Genomic DNA, 14,733 nt, shown 5'->3' on the forward strand with positions numbered 1-14,733 from the left:
CTTTTTGTAATGCAATAAATTTTTTAAAAATATAAACTTGTCAAAAAAGCGCTTGACTTTTCTTAGCAGGTTTTTATAATTGTATTTTTAATAAATAGTATTGAATACATAAGAATGTATAAAAAACTGGAGAGTATTATATTAGCAGCAAAAAATGTAATAGATTACAATTTCCATGTGGGTATTTATGAAAATACTGAGGGCATATTTGCAAAGCTTGCCCATACATTTAACAATATGAGAGTTATTTTTAAAAATAACCTAATCCAAATCCAAAAAGAAAAAAAATTTTTAGTAAATACCTTATCAGATATATCTCATCAGATAAAAACACCTATTTCTTCCTTGATAATATATAATGATATACTTTTAAATAGAAAAATAAATAGGGAAAAGAAAATTGAGTTCTTAGAAATCAGCCAAAATCAGTTGAATAGAATCCAGTGGCTTGTAAAAAGTTTGCTTCAACTTGCCAGGCTTGATGTAGGAGTGGTAAAATTTGAAACAAAAAGTAAAGATATAAATGGAACTGTAATAAAGGCTATAGAATCACTTAAAATAAAATCAGAAAATGCAAAAGTTAAACTTGAATTTCATCCTGGAGAAAATGAAATTATGGTTAAGCATGATCCAAATTGGATAAATGAAGCTATTATAAATATAATTAAGAATGCTATTGAACATACTAATTCAGGTGGAAAAGTTCAGATATTTACAGAGAAATCCCAAGTATGTGCTAGAATAATAGTTAAGGATACTGGTGAAGGAATAGATAAAGAAGAAATTAAACATATATTTGAAAGATTCTATAAGGGAAAAACAAATAAAAATACAGAATCCGTTGGAATTGGACTGGCACTTTCAAAATCTATAATTGAAGGAAATCAGGGTATGATTAATGTGAGAAGTAAAATAGGTAAGGGAACTGCTTTTGAGATTACTTTTTTAAATACGAATGGTACAAGTTGGATAATATGAGTACATGTAAAAAGATTACAAGCTATTAAATATGTTTGACACCAATAGACTATTGCTATAGTATTATATTGTAGAAAAACTATTCAAATAGTCCGCAAAGGAGATGTATACATGCAAATAAAACTATTTGATTCTGAACTTAAGGTGATGGATGTCTTGTGGAAAGAAGGTGATTTGATTGCAAAGCGGTTGACCGAAATCTTGGGTAAGCAAATTGGATGGAACAAAAATACTACTTATACTGTAATCAAGAAATGTATTCATAAGGGAGCCATAGAGAGGTCGGAACCTAATTTTTTATGCAGGGCTGTCATTTCCAAAGAACAGGTACAGGAGCAGGAGACTACGGAACTTATCAACAAGGTATTTGATGGTTCTGCTGATTTGCTTTTTGCTTCTCTTTTGAACAGAAAAAATCTATCATCAGAAGAAATTAAAAAATTAAGGCAGCTTGTCAACAGTTTAAAATGAGGTGGTAATATGAATATTTTTCAAATGAGCTTTTCGGCGATTATTCTTATCATTGCTGTTGTTATTATTCGGGTACTTGCTCTGCACAAGCTGCCCAAGAAGACGTTTCTTGTACTATGGGGTGTTGTATTTTGCCGTCTGCTTATTCCATTTTCCATACCGTTTCGTTTCAGCTTTTACACGGGGATGGATAAATTTAGACAGGTCTTTACGGAAATGCTAGCTATTACTAATACTCTTTTAAAAACAAATGCTATTTATTCTATAAAGAATGTTCCACATTTAGGGCAATTGGTTGCAAGTGATGCGAAAACAGCATCCATTTTGTATATACCTATTATGATCATTTGTCTGGCTGGCATGACTTTGTGTGTCATGTTTTTCATTGTAACCTATATTAAGAATCTTAGAGAATTTCAAACTTCCTTGCCTGTCGAAAAAGATTTTATCACTTCTTGGTTAAGGGAGTACCCAATGCGACGGTCTGTGCAAATACGAGAAAACGATAAAATTAATGTGCCACTGACCTATGGAATATTTCGACCTGTAGTACTCTTTCCCAAAACCACTGATTGGACAGATGAAATAAAACTTCGGTACATTCTTACCCATGAATTTGTGCATATAAGACGTTTTGATACACTGACAAAGTTATTATTAGCTTTTATTCTATGTGTTCATTGGTTTAATCCTTTTGTGTGGGTTATGTATATTCTTGCAAACCGTGACATTGAGCTTTCATGTGATGAAACCGTGGTACAGACATTCGGAGAAAACATAAAATCTGCTTACGCCATGACACTTATTGGCATGGCGGAAAAGAAGAACAAGCTCACTCCCTTATGCAACAATTTCAGCAAAAATGCTATTGAAGAAAGGATTGTATCCATTATGAAGATGAAGAAGGTTTCTTTTGTGAGAAAAGCATTTGCTTTATTGCTTGTGGTTGGTGTATCTGCTGTATTTGCTACAAATTCTGCTGTGAAAGCAGATTCTCTTACGAATAATGCAACTACGGATGCAGAAAAAATGCCTGATTATCTTGTCAACGAGCAAGGACAAACATATGAATACCTTACTAAGGGACTGAAAAAGTAGATTTAATTAGGGTTGAGGAAGAAAATAGAGCGGTCGGATATGTAAAAGTCTCTGACCTTATAACTATAAGATTGTCAGAATATGATGAAAATTTCATAGATGTATTATTATACATCTATTTTTTATGCTTTTGGATAGTGAATGCTGTGAATATAAAATATCAGAGACCTGCCCAAGGCCCACACTTACATTAAAATCATAGCATTTCAGAAGATATAAAGTTCGGCATAATAATCTTATATATATAAGATTATAGACTATTAGAATGGTCTTGACACCAACAGACTATTATGATAGTATTACATTACAGGAAGACTATTGTAATAGTCCGCAAAGAAGATATGTACATGTAAATAAAACTATTTCATTCTGAACTTAAGGTAATGGATGTCTTGTAGCAATAGGGTGATTTGACTGCAAAGCAGCTCCCTTGAATTTTGGGTAAGTAGGTTGGCTGGTTGCAATAAAGTGCTACCTGTAATGTAATCAAGAAATACATCGTTACTTAATCTTTCTTAAATCCATGGTTTAAGTTTGTTTATGACTGTAATGATTAGGATACTTTCTGTTATCATGAATAAGTATTGTTTTTTATTAGCTTAACATTTATATACTGTATTAGAAAAAGACTTCAAATTTTAAGTGTTTTACATGTAACTCTATTATTATAATTTTAAATCAATATTATAAAAAATGAGCAAGTGAATCCTTAATAAAATTATACAAGTAACTAAAGTGAAAAGTGTTAGATAAAGGGAGGAATTATAAATATATTAAAATATTATGAAAAGGCGATGTTAAATTTGAAAAAATTAAAATCTTTATTAGTAAGCTTTTTACAATTTTGTTTTTAATTAGTGAAAGTTCTGTAACTGTTTTTGCAGCCACTATGTATGATGATTGGAGTAATAATTCTCTTATTGGATGGAATTATACGACGCAAGGAGGTATAGTTTATGCTGCACAAAGAATATTAAATTCTGCTGGTATGTCTATAAAAGTACCAGGATTCAATGTGAGTGATGGATATTACGGTACTAATACTTATAATGCTATATATACATATCAAAGTGATTACGGATTAGGAACTGATGGGATAATTGGAGCAAATACTTGGAGAAGCTTTCAAAATCATACATATTATACTGGAAGTACAGGATCTATCCAGAATTATAGAACTCAGTATAATATTAGTGCTTACGCGTATTTTCAAAAGGATTATTATAATGGTTGGTGTATATATAATCCATCTACTGATCAATATTATTTGGCTAACGGAGTTCATTATACAGTAAGAACGTATATACCTTTATAAAAGTGTATTAACTCGAAAGAAAATTTCATGATTTTGAGCACGATAAAAGTTTGCCTAAAGACGTGCAAAAAATTAAGAAAGATTATCTTTGTTCAATTTAAGTGATTCATATTATTTGAATTATTAACAAATTTCAGATCATTTAATCACGTTCATTAAATTTTGTGTCTTGAGCACAGCGAAAGGAATGATAGTTTTTATGAATAAATTAAAATATAAAACAGTAATTCTTTTAATAATAATATCTGCTACTTTAATAGGAATATCTGTATTTGCATCTAATAATATAAGATTAGCAAGTGCCAGTAATTCAACGTCTCAAAAGAATACTTTATCATCAAGTGATTTTAATAGCCAATTAACTGATTTTAAAACTGAAGATGAAGTTAATAAAAATATAAAATTTAAACCTAAGAAACCTAAATATAGTTATGCAAACATGAAAGAAACGAGTTTAGTAGGGCAGACTCAAAGTACTTCATTAGGATCATTTGATTTATCCATAATAACATACAAAGGAGATGATAACAAGGAGATTAGAATACAACAAGCCCAAGATACAGGAAAGCCGGAAGATTTATTAGCCAGATGTAAAAAAATATCTATAAATGGTATAGAGGCTTGGGTTTATGGTGATGAACAAGGTGATGATTACAAACAAATTATGTTTTGGAAAGATGGTATGTACTATAACGTTGCATCGGATATAGAATTGGATGAATTAATAAAAATAGCAGCATCCATAGAATAACTATAAGATTGTTAGAATATGATGGAAATTTCAAAGATGTATTGTACATCTATTTTTTTTGCAGCACATGGAAAATAACTATAGAGATTGTATACAGATTGATGTTGAAAATCATGTTGAATATATAACGATTCATAGACCTTGCTAAAAGACACTTATTGAAATATCCTGCGAATGTATTAATGAACTGGAAAGGATTCGCATTATTGATATCTTTATTATTAGTTACTTTTGAATTGCTACACTCAACGCTAATAGTGAGTATTAAAGAAAAAATTATTAAAAATAGCCTTTTAAAATGCTTTTTCAATTTCATCTCATCCCTCAATTCTATGTACAAGCAAATTATAATACTAATTATCTCTATAATTTAACTATATATATAAATAATACCATAAATAAATTATTATTTGGACAAATACTTTATATGTTTATATAAAGTAAAGTCTGTAATATGTTTAAATAATTAGCTTTTTTATCACTTTTAGGAGGAATTTAGGAATATGTGTAGAAATAACTAGTGTAAAAGTTTATTAAAGGAAGATAAGGGGGACAAATTGGAATGAAAAAACTTTTTAACAAACTTCCTTTTTTACTTGCAGTTTTTATACTTTTGATTTTAGGAATATGGTATTTTTCAAGTAATAGTAACAAAACTGCATTACAAGGGAATACAATTGCAGCGACAGATATTTCTCAATCTCCAGTAAAACTTCAAGAAGCTACTGTTACAAAAGGGGTAGACGGTGATGTTGTATGTGTAAAGTTTGAAGATGGGAAACAAGCTAAGGTTAGGTTTATCGGTATAAACGCTCCAGAAAGCACAACTAAACATGAGAAATATGGAGAAGAAGCATTTAATTATACTAAGTCACAACTCGTTGGAAAGACTGTATACCTTGAGAAGGATACAAGTAATACTGACAGCTATGGAAGACTTCTACGATATGTATGGTTAAGCCCACCTATACAGATAAATGAAGCTGAAGTCAGAAATAAAATGTTTAATGCCATATTAGCCTCAGAAGGATATGCTGAGCAAATGACAGTTTCACCAAATGTAAGATATGCAAATTACTTTAAAACATTTTGTGAGGAGGCTAGGGTAAGTAGTAAAGGTCTTTGGGAAATAAACCCTAAGGGAACTACAAAAGGAGATAGGTTATAACAGTATAGATGGTAGTGGAGTAGCAGTAAAAGTAGTAGCTCTACAGCACCTAATCAGGGAGATAGATTTAAGCTGGGACAAGCAAATTGTGAAGTATTAAGTCCTATAAATACTGATTCAGAGAATTTGAATACATATTCTATAGTATTAAAACTTGTTTTTGGAAGCAATAAGTTTATGTTTACCGGAGATGCTGAGCCAAGTAATGAAGAGGATATTATTAATAAAGGTTATGACCTGAGTGCTGGTGTCTTAAAGGTTGGAGATCATGGAAGCCATACTTCAACTTCGCAAGAGTTTTTGGATAAGGTAAATCCCAAGTATGCGCTCATAAGCTGCGGAAAAGGAAATGATTATGGACACCCGCATAAAGAGACTATGGGAAAGTTAAAAGCTAAAAATATTCCTGTATGTCGTACTGATGAAAATGGTAATATAGTATGCACAAGTGATGGTAAGAATATATCATTTAACTGTAGTCCTGGATGGAGATTACAAATATGGAAGTGAGGAAGAACCGGCATCTAATAATTCATCTAGTAGTTCAAGCTCAAGTAATTCTTCACAAAGCAAAACATCAGAATCAGCATCATCTCAGCAACAATCCAATACAAGTAGTAATGGAAATGCTAATAGTAGCAGTGTTGGTAATACACAAAATTCTTCTGGACAAGGATTGATAAAAGGCAATATAAATTCAAAAGGCGAAAAAATATATCATCTTCCAGGAGATCCGTATTATGATAGAACTAAAGCTGAAAAATGGTTTAATACAGAAGCAGAAGCACAAGCTGCAGGATATAGACCGTCAAAAAGATAATAAAAAGCTCTGACTAATTCCAGGGCTTTTTGTGATTCATGGTAAAAACATAATGAGTAAGATATTAAAGTATTAATATGGAGATTGATACAAACATTAATATTATATCCAATCCTGTACTAATTAGTCTGAGAAAGCATACTAATTAATATAGAATCTCCCACAGAAGCTTGTCCTCCTAAAACATCGGTTTCAGTAATAATTCCTAATTTAGATGTTATAAATGATTTAGTTACAGGAGGTACTCCTTTGTTAGACACTAAGACCATTGGTTCTGAATTTAAAGCACAATATGCTGTTCCAGATAATGCATCTGGAAAGTTATCTCCAGATGCTACGCAAACTTTACTGAAATTAATGTCATCTGAAAATTCATTTATGATATTAATATTTCTCCCAAATTTGTCCTTACCTGTTATTCTTTGCACTCCTGGAAATTGATTAGCTACATTATCGCTGATCACATCTGTATCTCCTAATACTATTGTTTTAGTTATTTGATTATTTGCTTTTAAATAATTTACAACAGCGTCTGGTACAGTATCCTTTGGCACTAGTATCATTGGTATTCCATCTTTAGCAGCCATAGGTGCTGCACTTAACCCATCACTAAAATCAGTTCCAGTTGTAATAATTATCTCACCATTATTGCCTATCTGATTTGCTATACTTACAGATGTATCATATCTAGTTGGTCCTGATAATCTAGTAATGTCTAACCCTTTAGCTTTTATATCCGCTTCTACACTTGCAGACAGTGAGCCTAATCCACCTATTAGTATAGCATGTTTGGCTTGTAATCTATCTATCTCTGATGATACCTGTGGCAGCAAATTATCATGTGTATTTAATAATATTGGTGCATTGTACTTTTTAGCTAATGGTGTTGAGCTTAAAGAATCAAGAAAGGCTCTCCTGAAGCTATTACTACATAATCACTTTGAGTCCAACCTTGCTCACATATTTTTGCTGATGTATCATATCTAGTAGAACCCCACATTCTATTAGTATTAGCGGTGGTAGTTGTATCTGTTGAATATTTTTCATATAATTTCATATACCCTACAATATTATCTACTGCCTCTTGTCTCATATCTTTTACAAGTGTTTTATCATTTAAAACACTTTCTGTATTAGACCAAATCATTCCCCAATTATTAATATCCGAAATGATAGCTTGTCCTTTTAAAATACTTCTAACTACTGCAATTGTGAAACTGGTATTGTTTTTTTCATAAGCTTTTTCCATTAATAACAAGGCTTTATCCACATGAAAATAATTATCTAAAGCCATCATATAGCTTATGCAAAAGATTTCATCTCCAGATAATGAGTCTACATCTAATTTGTCTATGTCATTTGAATAAATTAACTTAACATAGTTTTCCGCATTACTTTTACCCTCGTATTTCCAACCCAATGCATTAATAACTGCTGCTTTAACATCAATAGGATTTTTACTTGAGTGTAAATAGGTAGCTATTTTTTGGTCTATAACTCCTTTTTCTTTAGCTGTTTTTACAATATCAACATCAATGTAAGCTTTATAAAAGTCAGTAGATGTCACTGGCGAATCTGCAAATACAGTAATTGGATTCATTGAAAAAAGTAATACACTTATGATAAATAAACTAAAAATATATTTTTTTATACGCATTTTTTATCCCCCTTTTTACATAATTTACATATATTATACACTGTAAATGGCAATAATACAATTTCTTAAATAATAGATGCTTACCATTAATATAACACTTAAGTATAGTAGATAAATTATACGGGGGATTATACTGGAAAAAAAAGATTACACTATAGTATAATGCAAAAAAATAGAAAATCAAGTAAAATATAAATAATTATTGCTGATTATAAAGAATAATAATATGAAAAAATAAATTATTGCAAAGTTAATTATATTATGGTGATATAAGGCTTGTGTATGAATTACATATTAAATTTCTAAATCAAGAAGGTGATTTTATGATAACTTCTAGAAAGATAAAATTAACTATAGCCGAGAATAGAGAAGAAAGTTATGGCTTTATTCATAAGGAATTACAGGAGCAGAATAAAGCTTTGAATATGGGAATGAATCATTTATATTTTAACTATGTAGCTAAGCAAAAAATTAAATTAGCTGATGAAACATATAAGGTTAAGCTAGAAGAAGAACAATGTTATTTAGAGAGAAAGTATATGGAACTTAAGGAAGCTAAAACAGATAAACAAAAGGAAAGTATTAAAAAGTCCATTGAAACTACTAAGAAGAAGTTAGAAACCTTGCGAAAGTCTGAAAATAGAGAGGTAGCTGATAATTTTAAAAAAATTATAGCAACTTCAGAACAAACTAATTTGAGAGATTTAATAACAGATAATTTTAACTTAACAAGTGATACTAAAGACCGATTAACTCAAAGGGTAGTACAAGATTTTAAAAATGATATTGCAGATGTCTTGAGATGTCAAAGAACTCTAAGAAGGTATAAGAAAAATAATCCTTTATATATTCGCGGTAGAGCATTAAGCTTTTATAAAAAAGGTGATGACTATTATATAAAATGGATGAAGGGGATTATTTTTAAATGTGTGCTTGGAGTCAAGAAACAAAACAGTTTAGAGTTACAAAAGACACTAGATAAGGTTATAGGTGGAGAATCTAAAGTTTGTGATAGTAATATAGAGTTTAAATATAATAAGCTTATACTTAACTTAACTTTAGATATATTAAATGCTAATACTATTGATAAGGTAGCAGGTAGAGTAGTTGGAGTAGACTTAGGAATGAAAATACCTGCTTATGTGGCCTTGAATGATAGTGAATATGTTAGAAAAGCAATAGGCAGCATTGATGATTTCTTAAAAGTTAGAACACAGATGCAGAGTAGAAAGAGAAGTTTACAAAGAGTTTTGAAATCAGTTGCTGGTGGTAAAGGTAGAGAAAAGAAGCTAAAAGTATTGGAACAGTTTAAAGCTAAAGAAAAGAATTTTGCTAAAACCTATAATCATTTTTTGAGTAGTAATATAATTAAATTTGCAACAAAAAATGGAGCAGAACAAATCAATATGGAATTTTTAAATATAGCAGGAACTCAAAATAAATCTGCACTCAGAAATTGGAGCTACTATCAGCTTCAACAGATGGTTGAATATAAGGCTAAAAGAGTTGGAATTGAAGTTAAGTATGTAGACCCATATCATACATCTCAAATATGCAGCTATTGTGGTAATTATAAAGAAGGACAAAGAGAAAAACAAGAAGAATTTATATGTAAAAACTCAAAATGTAGAAACTTTGATAAAGTGATAAATGCAGACTTTAATGCAAGTAGAAACATAGCCAAGAGTGAGAAGTACATGCCTGACAAAAGTGAAGGTGAGTATTGCATAAATCATATAGGAGAATAATCTTAAAGTTAATATGACAGGGCGATTTAGCGTCCTAAGTCTGAGGACATTGGTGGTGTTAACGTAAATCCAAGGCACGTCACTCGGAAAGGGTTAACTCTAGGCATTGTGTAACCGTCTAGACATACCACAAATAAAACATTGCAGTAAAGTTATTTTTTGGCCGACATGCTTGGAATTATTGATTTTACAGAATTACATAGTTATTTGAAAATTTAATAATTTACATTACTATAGATTTACTGCAAAAAATTTAATTTTGCATATTCACAACATAGTAAAATTAATGGCTTAAAAATCATAAAGAATGAAGTTTATATTAACTATATGGTATGTAAATACAAGTACAGCAAGCACAATAGATACTAATCAAAGTCATATATTAGCTGTGTGGTATGTAAATGTGTTCATATTTAAAAGACCTAAAATAATATTTTTTAGTATATATAGTATTTATACATATCTAAGTCATAAGTGTAAGATAGTATAAAGATTATTTATGTAACAGACAGAAGGTGATTTATATAAAAATCAGAGAACAATATACTTGTTTTTCATATTTTGTTCAGCAACTAGAGTGGAGACACTCTAGTTTTATTTTTTTACTAGTACTCTTATTGGACATTATGAATATTTTGTACCATTATTATAATACATTTTGTAATAATGTGCAAACATTTCATAATAAATTGTAATATTAAGTTTAAGTATCAATTTTTTGTTTATACATTATATATTTATTATATGAAAATATCATATTAAATCGAATTAAATTAAATATGTTATATTATAACAATACAAAATATTCATTCTGTTTTAATAAATATGCGATAATTAGGTTTAGATCCCAAAAATATCTATTACAAGAAAGAAATTTAGCTTTATATGTAAAAATTATGTAGGCATGTAAAAATGGAGGTTTCATGGATATATTTATAGCAAGACAACCTATTTTTGATAGATATAATCAAATTTATGGATATGAACTTTTGTTTAGAGATAATATGGAAAAGAATAGATGCATTGAAAATGATGGAGATAAGGCAACTATGGAGGTTATAAGAAATAGTGTTTTCTATATAGGTATGGATAAAATAGTTCAAAATAGGAGAGCTTTTATTAATTTTACTGAAAATATTTTAACATCGGAAATATTTTCAATAATTTCCCCAGAAACTGTAGTAATTGAAATATTAGAAAATGTAAAACCATCAAATAAGGTAATAAATGCGTGTAAAATTTTAAAGCAAAAAGGGTTTATACTTGCCTTAGACGATTTTGTCCTCAATGAAGAACGTAAAAAATTTATTGAGCTTGTAGATATAATAAAAGTAGATTTTCGTGTAACTCAGGGTTATGAACGAAAAAAAATAATTAGTAGTATAAAATCTAAAAAAATAAAATTTCTTGCGGAGAAAATTGAGACAAGTGATGAATTTAATGAAGCCCAAAAATATGGCTATACATACTTTCAGGGGTATTATTTTAGCAAACCTACAATCATATCTGGTAAAAGAATACCTGAAAATAAACTTGTATATATAAAATTGATAAAAGAAGTAAATTCTAAAGAAATATCTATTGGCAATATTGAAAATTTAATTAAGAATGACGTTTCACTTTCATACAATTTGCTAAAAATAATAAATTCTGCCCAATTTTATTTAAAAAATCGGATAAGCTCAATTAAACATGCTCTTATTTATTTTGGAGAAAAAAGAATAAAAAAATGGGTAAATTTAACCTGTGTGAAATTAATTGCTGACGATAAGCCTGAAATATTTACGGTTAATACACTGGTTAGGGCATATTTTGCAGAGTCAATATTTATTAAATCAGGACTGGCGGAAAATTCGTTTAATGCATTTTTAACAGGTATGTTTTCTTTAATAGATATTATATTAGAGAGACCATTAAAAGAAATACTAAAAGAGCTATCCATGTCTAGTGAAGTTAAAGGTGCATTACTTGGAGAAAAGGATAATTATTATAGTAAGGTATTGAAATTGATTGTTGCGTATGAAAAAGAAAAATGGGATGAAGTAACATGCCTACAATTAGATTTTCATCTAAAGGATAGAGATTTAATGGAGGCATATTTTAAATCTATACATCAAATAGGTTTGTATTTATGATTGTTTCTAAATAAATTGGAACAATTCTTTTTATGCTTTTAATTCCACCAATCATCAGTTGAATAATTTAAAACAAGATGTTGAAAAGTAAAGATAGAATATAAAAAGTAAAATTTTTAGAAGGATAGTGGCAGTTAAATATATTTATATCTATTTAAGAAAAAATAAGTATTTATATATTGAAAGTATCTAAAAAAGATACTATAATATTTATATATAACTGTAAATTATTAATATATTCAACTAAAGATATGTAATTTAAAGGAGCTAGAAACTTAATGATATTAAAAAAGATTGATAAAAAATATAATTTTATTTCCATATTCAATACGGAAAATGGATTTTACATGAGAACGGGAATATTGAATAGTAAAGGAAAAGATACTGGAGTGGAAGTATTTCAATCTTCTTTTCCTGAATTAATAGACATAGGAATTATGGGCCATTGTGTTCATGGAGAATCTGGATTCTGTTTGAAAACAGGAGTTCAATGCTATCAGAACGGTACAAATATACATGATAAAAATATGAGTTTAGAAAATTATATTAAAATAATAAATGAAATAAAAGGAAAAACCTTTCAAGTAGCACTTGGAGGAAGGGGTGATCCTAATAAACATGAAAATTTTGCTGAAATATTAAAATATACAAGAATGAATAATATTGTGCCAAACTATACCACATCGGGATTTTTATTAGATGAAGCAGAAGTAGAATTAACCCAAAAATACTGTGGTGCAGTTGCAGTTTCATGGTATTTTGAGGAATATACCATAGAGGCCGTAAACATGTTTAAAGATTCAGGTATAAAGGTTAATATTCATTATGTATTAAATAATAAAAGTATTGAAAGAGCTTTATATATGCTCAATAATAATAGCTTTCCCAAGGGGATAAATGCGGTTATATTTCTAATACATAAACCTGTAGGTTTAGGTGAAGAAGATAATGTTCTGAAATATGAAGATATTTTTGTGAGACATTTCTTTAATAATATAGCAACAGAAAAATATCCTTTCAAAATAGGCTTTGATAGCTGCAGTGTACCGGCACTAATAAATTTTAATAATAATTTTAATGTTTGTAGTATTGACACTTGTGAAGCAGCTAGATGGTCAATGTATATTACTCCAGATATGAAAACTTTACCCTGTAGTTTTGATCAGGAATTAAAATGGTGTGTAGATTTAAAGGATAAAAGTATAAGTGAGGCCTGGAATAGTAGTGAATTTGAAAATTTTAGATATAAGTTAAGAAAATCATGTCCAGATTGCAGGGAAAAGGTTAACTGCATGGGAGGATGTCCGCTGTGCAGAAGCATTATATTGTGCAATAGAAAGGAATTGTGTTAATTATGAAAATAAGAATGGATTTTGTTACTAATAGTTCATCATCAAGTTTTATTTTAGGTGTAAAAGAGGAGTTGACAAAGGAAAAAATATTAGATATGTTGAAAGTACCAGAAGATTCTCTGGTTAGGGGGTTGGCCGAGGAGTTCGCATGTATTATTTATTCTAATTCGGTAAAATTTAATTTGGATGAGATATTAGAGGACTATGGATGTGAGGATATTTCTGAATTGCCGGATATGTATAAAAAAGTAATTGATAATGATGAATTTATGTTTTATGAAGGTGCGATATCAGATGAAGTAAATAGTGCTAATAGTATCTTATGTGATATGGATTTTGATTATGAAGATGAAAATTTTATATTTTATAAGGAAGGTGGATATTAGGAAAAGTACGAATAGCCAATTTGGATTATTGTCTATTCGTCTGTGTAAAATTTAACATAAACTGCTTTTCCAATAACTTTGAAGGAATCTTCTTCTAAATCTTTTTTAGACAATGCCACAGGATTATATTTATGATTTTCTGGTAATATTATTAAATTATTTTCGCATTTAAGCATCCTTCTTAATACAATACCTATATTTTTGACATGTACAAGCATCAGTTTATTATCTTCGATATAATCTTGTTTATAAATACATACTAAATCATCTTTAAATATACGGGCATTTGACATGCTGTCATCTTTAACTTTGAAGAAAAAATAATCTTTAGAAAGTTCCTCAGGTTTGTCAAAGTATTCATATCCACTAATATTCTCTGCAATAAATAGTGAGGGATGATTTTTGGTAATTTGAAGTATAGGAATCCTTGAAAAATAATTGGGTTCCATTTTTTTTATATTAGTTATACCGATTAGGTAATCTATTGAAACATCAAAATAATCGGACAAAAGTTTTAGTGTCTCAATGTTGGGCTGTAGTCTTCCTAGTTCATATTTTGATATATTTGCTTTAGTAAGATTTAAAATCGAAGCAATCGCCTCTTGAGTTAAATCATTTTCTTCCCTAAGCTCCCTTAGTCTCATTGCAAAATTCATAATTGTACCAACTCCCAATTATATTTTATAATAAATACAATAAAAACCATATTTTAATTCCAAAAAAGATATTAAATTATAAAAGTTTCTACAAAAGCTACTTCTATTACTCGAAAATTGTCTAAAAAGGCTAATAGCAGCAAATTTAAATATGACTTGTTAAACATCTGCTAAATTTAATTTGTAATTTTAGTTGAC

General features: G+C 29.2%; 15 protein-coding genes. 12 read left to right on the forward strand and 3 right to left on the reverse strand.

What is annotated here, in order from left to right:
- Nucleotides 1-114: 114 nt before the first annotated feature.
- The 8 genes from ACJDU8_RS17835 (at nucleotide 115) to ACJDU8_RS17870 (ending at nucleotide 6,601) form a co-directional block, all read left to right on the forward strand.
- Nucleotides 115-978 (forward strand): sensor histidine kinase, encoded by an 864-nt coding sequence (locus tag ACJDU8_RS17835; protein ID WP_406793516.1) that lies wholly within the window; start codon nucleotides 115-117, stop codon nucleotides 976-978.
- Nucleotides 979-1,089: 111 nt separating this feature from the next.
- Nucleotides 1,090-1,449: a BlaI/MecI/CopY family transcriptional regulator gene (locus ACJDU8_RS17840; protein WP_406793517.1), complete on the forward strand. Its 360-nt coding sequence runs from the start codon at nucleotides 1,090-1,092 to the stop codon at nucleotides 1,447-1,449.
- A 9-nt stretch (nucleotides 1,450-1,458) separates the two neighbouring features.
- The gene (locus ACJDU8_RS17845; protein ID WP_406793518.1) at nucleotides 1,459-2,547 is read left to right on the forward strand and encodes a M56 family metallopeptidase; all 1,089 of its coding nucleotides are present in this window, start codon (nucleotides 1,459-1,461) and stop codon (nucleotides 2,545-2,547) included.
- Between the two features lie 844 nt (nucleotides 2,548-3,391).
- Complete coding sequence (locus ACJDU8_RS17850) at nucleotides 3,392-3,862, forward strand: peptidoglycan-binding domain-containing protein (protein ID WP_406793519.1); 471 nt, start codon at nucleotides 3,392-3,394, stop codon at nucleotides 3,860-3,862.
- Between the two features lie 199 nt (nucleotides 3,863-4,061).
- Nucleotides 4,062-4,613 carry a DUF4367 domain-containing protein gene (locus ACJDU8_RS17855; RefSeq protein WP_406793520.1) on the forward strand — a complete coding sequence of 184 codons (552 nt, stop codon included), beginning with the start codon at nucleotides 4,062-4,064 and terminating at the stop codon, nucleotides 4,611-4,613.
- A gap of 562 nt (nucleotides 4,614-5,175) precedes the next feature.
- Nucleotides 5,176-5,781, forward strand: a complete 606-nt coding sequence (locus ACJDU8_RS17860; protein WP_406793521.1) for a thermonuclease family protein — start codon at nucleotides 5,176-5,178, stop codon at nucleotides 5,779-5,781.
- Nucleotides 5,782-5,907: 126 nt separating this feature from the next.
- The gene (locus tag ACJDU8_RS17865; RefSeq protein ID WP_406793522.1) at nucleotides 5,908-6,291 is read left to right on the forward strand and encodes a ComEC/Rec2 family competence protein; all 384 of its coding nucleotides are present in this window, start codon (nucleotides 5,908-5,910) and stop codon (nucleotides 6,289-6,291) included.
- A complete protein-coding gene (locus tag ACJDU8_RS17870; RefSeq protein WP_406793523.1) occupies nucleotides 6,233-6,601 on the forward strand; it encodes a sunset domain-containing protein in 369 nt (122 codons plus the stop codon). Before ACJDU8_RS17865 ends, ACJDU8_RS17870 begins: the two co-directional genes overlap by 59 nt.
- A 119-nt stretch (nucleotides 6,602-6,720) precedes the next feature.
- On the opposite strand, the gene ACJDU8_RS17875 is transcribed toward ACJDU8_RS17870, so the two are convergent.
- Together ACJDU8_RS17875 and ACJDU8_RS17880 are read right to left on the reverse strand one after the other, a co-directional pair.
- Nucleotides 6,721-7,458, reverse strand: coding sequence for a cell wall-binding repeat-containing protein (locus ACJDU8_RS17875; RefSeq protein ID WP_406793560.1), 738 nt, complete (start codon nucleotides 7,456-7,458; stop codon nucleotides 6,721-6,723).
- A gap of 35 nt (nucleotides 7,459-7,493) precedes the next feature.
- Nucleotides 7,494-8,258 (reverse strand): hypothetical protein, encoded by a 765-nt coding sequence (locus ACJDU8_RS17880; protein ID WP_406793524.1) that lies wholly within the window; start codon nucleotides 8,256-8,258, stop codon nucleotides 7,494-7,496.
- 323 nt (nucleotides 8,259-8,581) lie between these two features.
- Between ACJDU8_RS17880 and ACJDU8_RS17885 the strand changes: the two genes are divergently transcribed.
- The 4 genes from ACJDU8_RS17885 (at nucleotide 8,582) to ACJDU8_RS17900 (ending at nucleotide 13,879) form a co-directional block, all read left to right on the forward strand.
- On the forward strand, nucleotides 8,582-10,006 hold the full coding sequence (locus ACJDU8_RS17885) for an RNA-guided endonuclease TnpB family protein (RefSeq protein WP_406793525.1): 1,425 nt from the start codon (nucleotides 8,582-8,584) through the stop codon (nucleotides 10,004-10,006).
- Nucleotides 10,007-10,929: 923 nt separating this feature from the next.
- A complete protein-coding gene (locus ACJDU8_RS17890; RefSeq protein WP_406793526.1) occupies nucleotides 10,930-12,141 on the forward strand; it encodes an EAL and HDOD domain-containing protein in 1,212 nt (403 codons plus the stop codon).
- 278 nt (nucleotides 12,142-12,419) lie between these two features.
- Entirely contained in the window at nucleotides 12,420-13,493 is a 1,074-nt protein-coding gene (locus ACJDU8_RS17895) for a radical SAM protein (protein ID WP_406793527.1), read from the forward strand.
- Nucleotides 13,494-13,495: 2 nt separating this feature from the next.
- Entirely contained in the window at nucleotides 13,496-13,879 is a 384-nt protein-coding gene (locus ACJDU8_RS17900; protein WP_406793528.1) for a hypothetical protein, read from the forward strand.
- Between the two features lie 32 nt (nucleotides 13,880-13,911).
- On the opposite strand, the gene ACJDU8_RS17905 is transcribed toward ACJDU8_RS17900, so the two are convergent.
- Nucleotides 13,912-14,535 (reverse strand): helix-turn-helix domain-containing protein, encoded by a 624-nt coding sequence (locus ACJDU8_RS17905; protein ID WP_406793529.1) that lies wholly within the window; start codon nucleotides 14,533-14,535, stop codon nucleotides 13,912-13,914.
- Nucleotides 14,536-14,733: the final 198 nt, after the last annotated feature.

Source organism: Candidatus Clostridium eludens (assembly GCF_045310515.1).
GTDB classification, from domain to species: domain Bacteria; phylum Bacillota; class Clostridia; order Clostridiales; family Clostridiaceae; genus Clostridium_B; species Clostridium_B eludens.

Bases quoted from the DNA above. Each gene is read 5' to 3' on its own strand.
- ACJDU8_RS17840 (WP_406793517.1), top strand. From the start codon at position 1,090: ATGCAAATAAAACTATTTGATTCTGAACTTAAGGTGATGGATGTCTTG.
- ACJDU8_RS17845 (WP_406793518.1), top strand. From the start codon at position 1,459: ATGAATATTTTTCAAATGAGCTTTTCGGCGATTATTCTTATCATTGCT.
- ACJDU8_RS17855 (WP_406793520.1), top strand. From the start codon at position 4,062: ATGAATAAATTAAAATATAAAACAGTAATTCTTTTAATAATAATATCT.
- ACJDU8_RS17870 (WP_406793523.1), top strand. From the start codon at position 6,233: ATGGTAAGAATATATCATTTAACTGTAGTCCTGGATGGAGATTACAAA.
- ACJDU8_RS17900 (WP_406793528.1), top strand. From the start codon at position 13,496: ATGAAAATAAGAATGGATTTTGTTACTAATAGTTCATCATCAAGTTTT.
- ACJDU8_RS17905 (WP_406793529.1), bottom strand. From the start codon at position 14,535: ATGAATTTTGCAATGAGACTAAGGGAGCTTAGGGAAGAAAATGATTTA.
- ACJDU8_RS17835 (WP_406793516.1), top strand. From the start codon at position 115: ATGTATAAAAAACTGGAGAGTATTATATTAGCAGCAAAAAATGTAATA.
- ACJDU8_RS17860 (WP_406793521.1), top strand. From the start codon at position 5,176: ATGAAAAAACTTTTTAACAAACTTCCTTTTTTACTTGCAGTTTTTATA.
- ACJDU8_RS17885 (WP_406793525.1), top strand. From the start codon at position 8,582: ATGATAACTTCTAGAAAGATAAAATTAACTATAGCCGAGAATAGAGAA.
- ACJDU8_RS17880 (WP_406793524.1), bottom strand. From the start codon at position 8,258: ATGCGTATAAAAAAATATATTTTTAGTTTATTTATCATAAGTGTATTA.
- ACJDU8_RS17890 (WP_406793526.1), top strand. From the start codon at position 10,930: ATGGATATATTTATAGCAAGACAACCTATTTTTGATAGATATAATCAA.
- ACJDU8_RS17895 (WP_406793527.1), top strand. From the start codon at position 12,420: ATGATATTAAAAAAGATTGATAAAAAATATAATTTTATTTCCATATTC.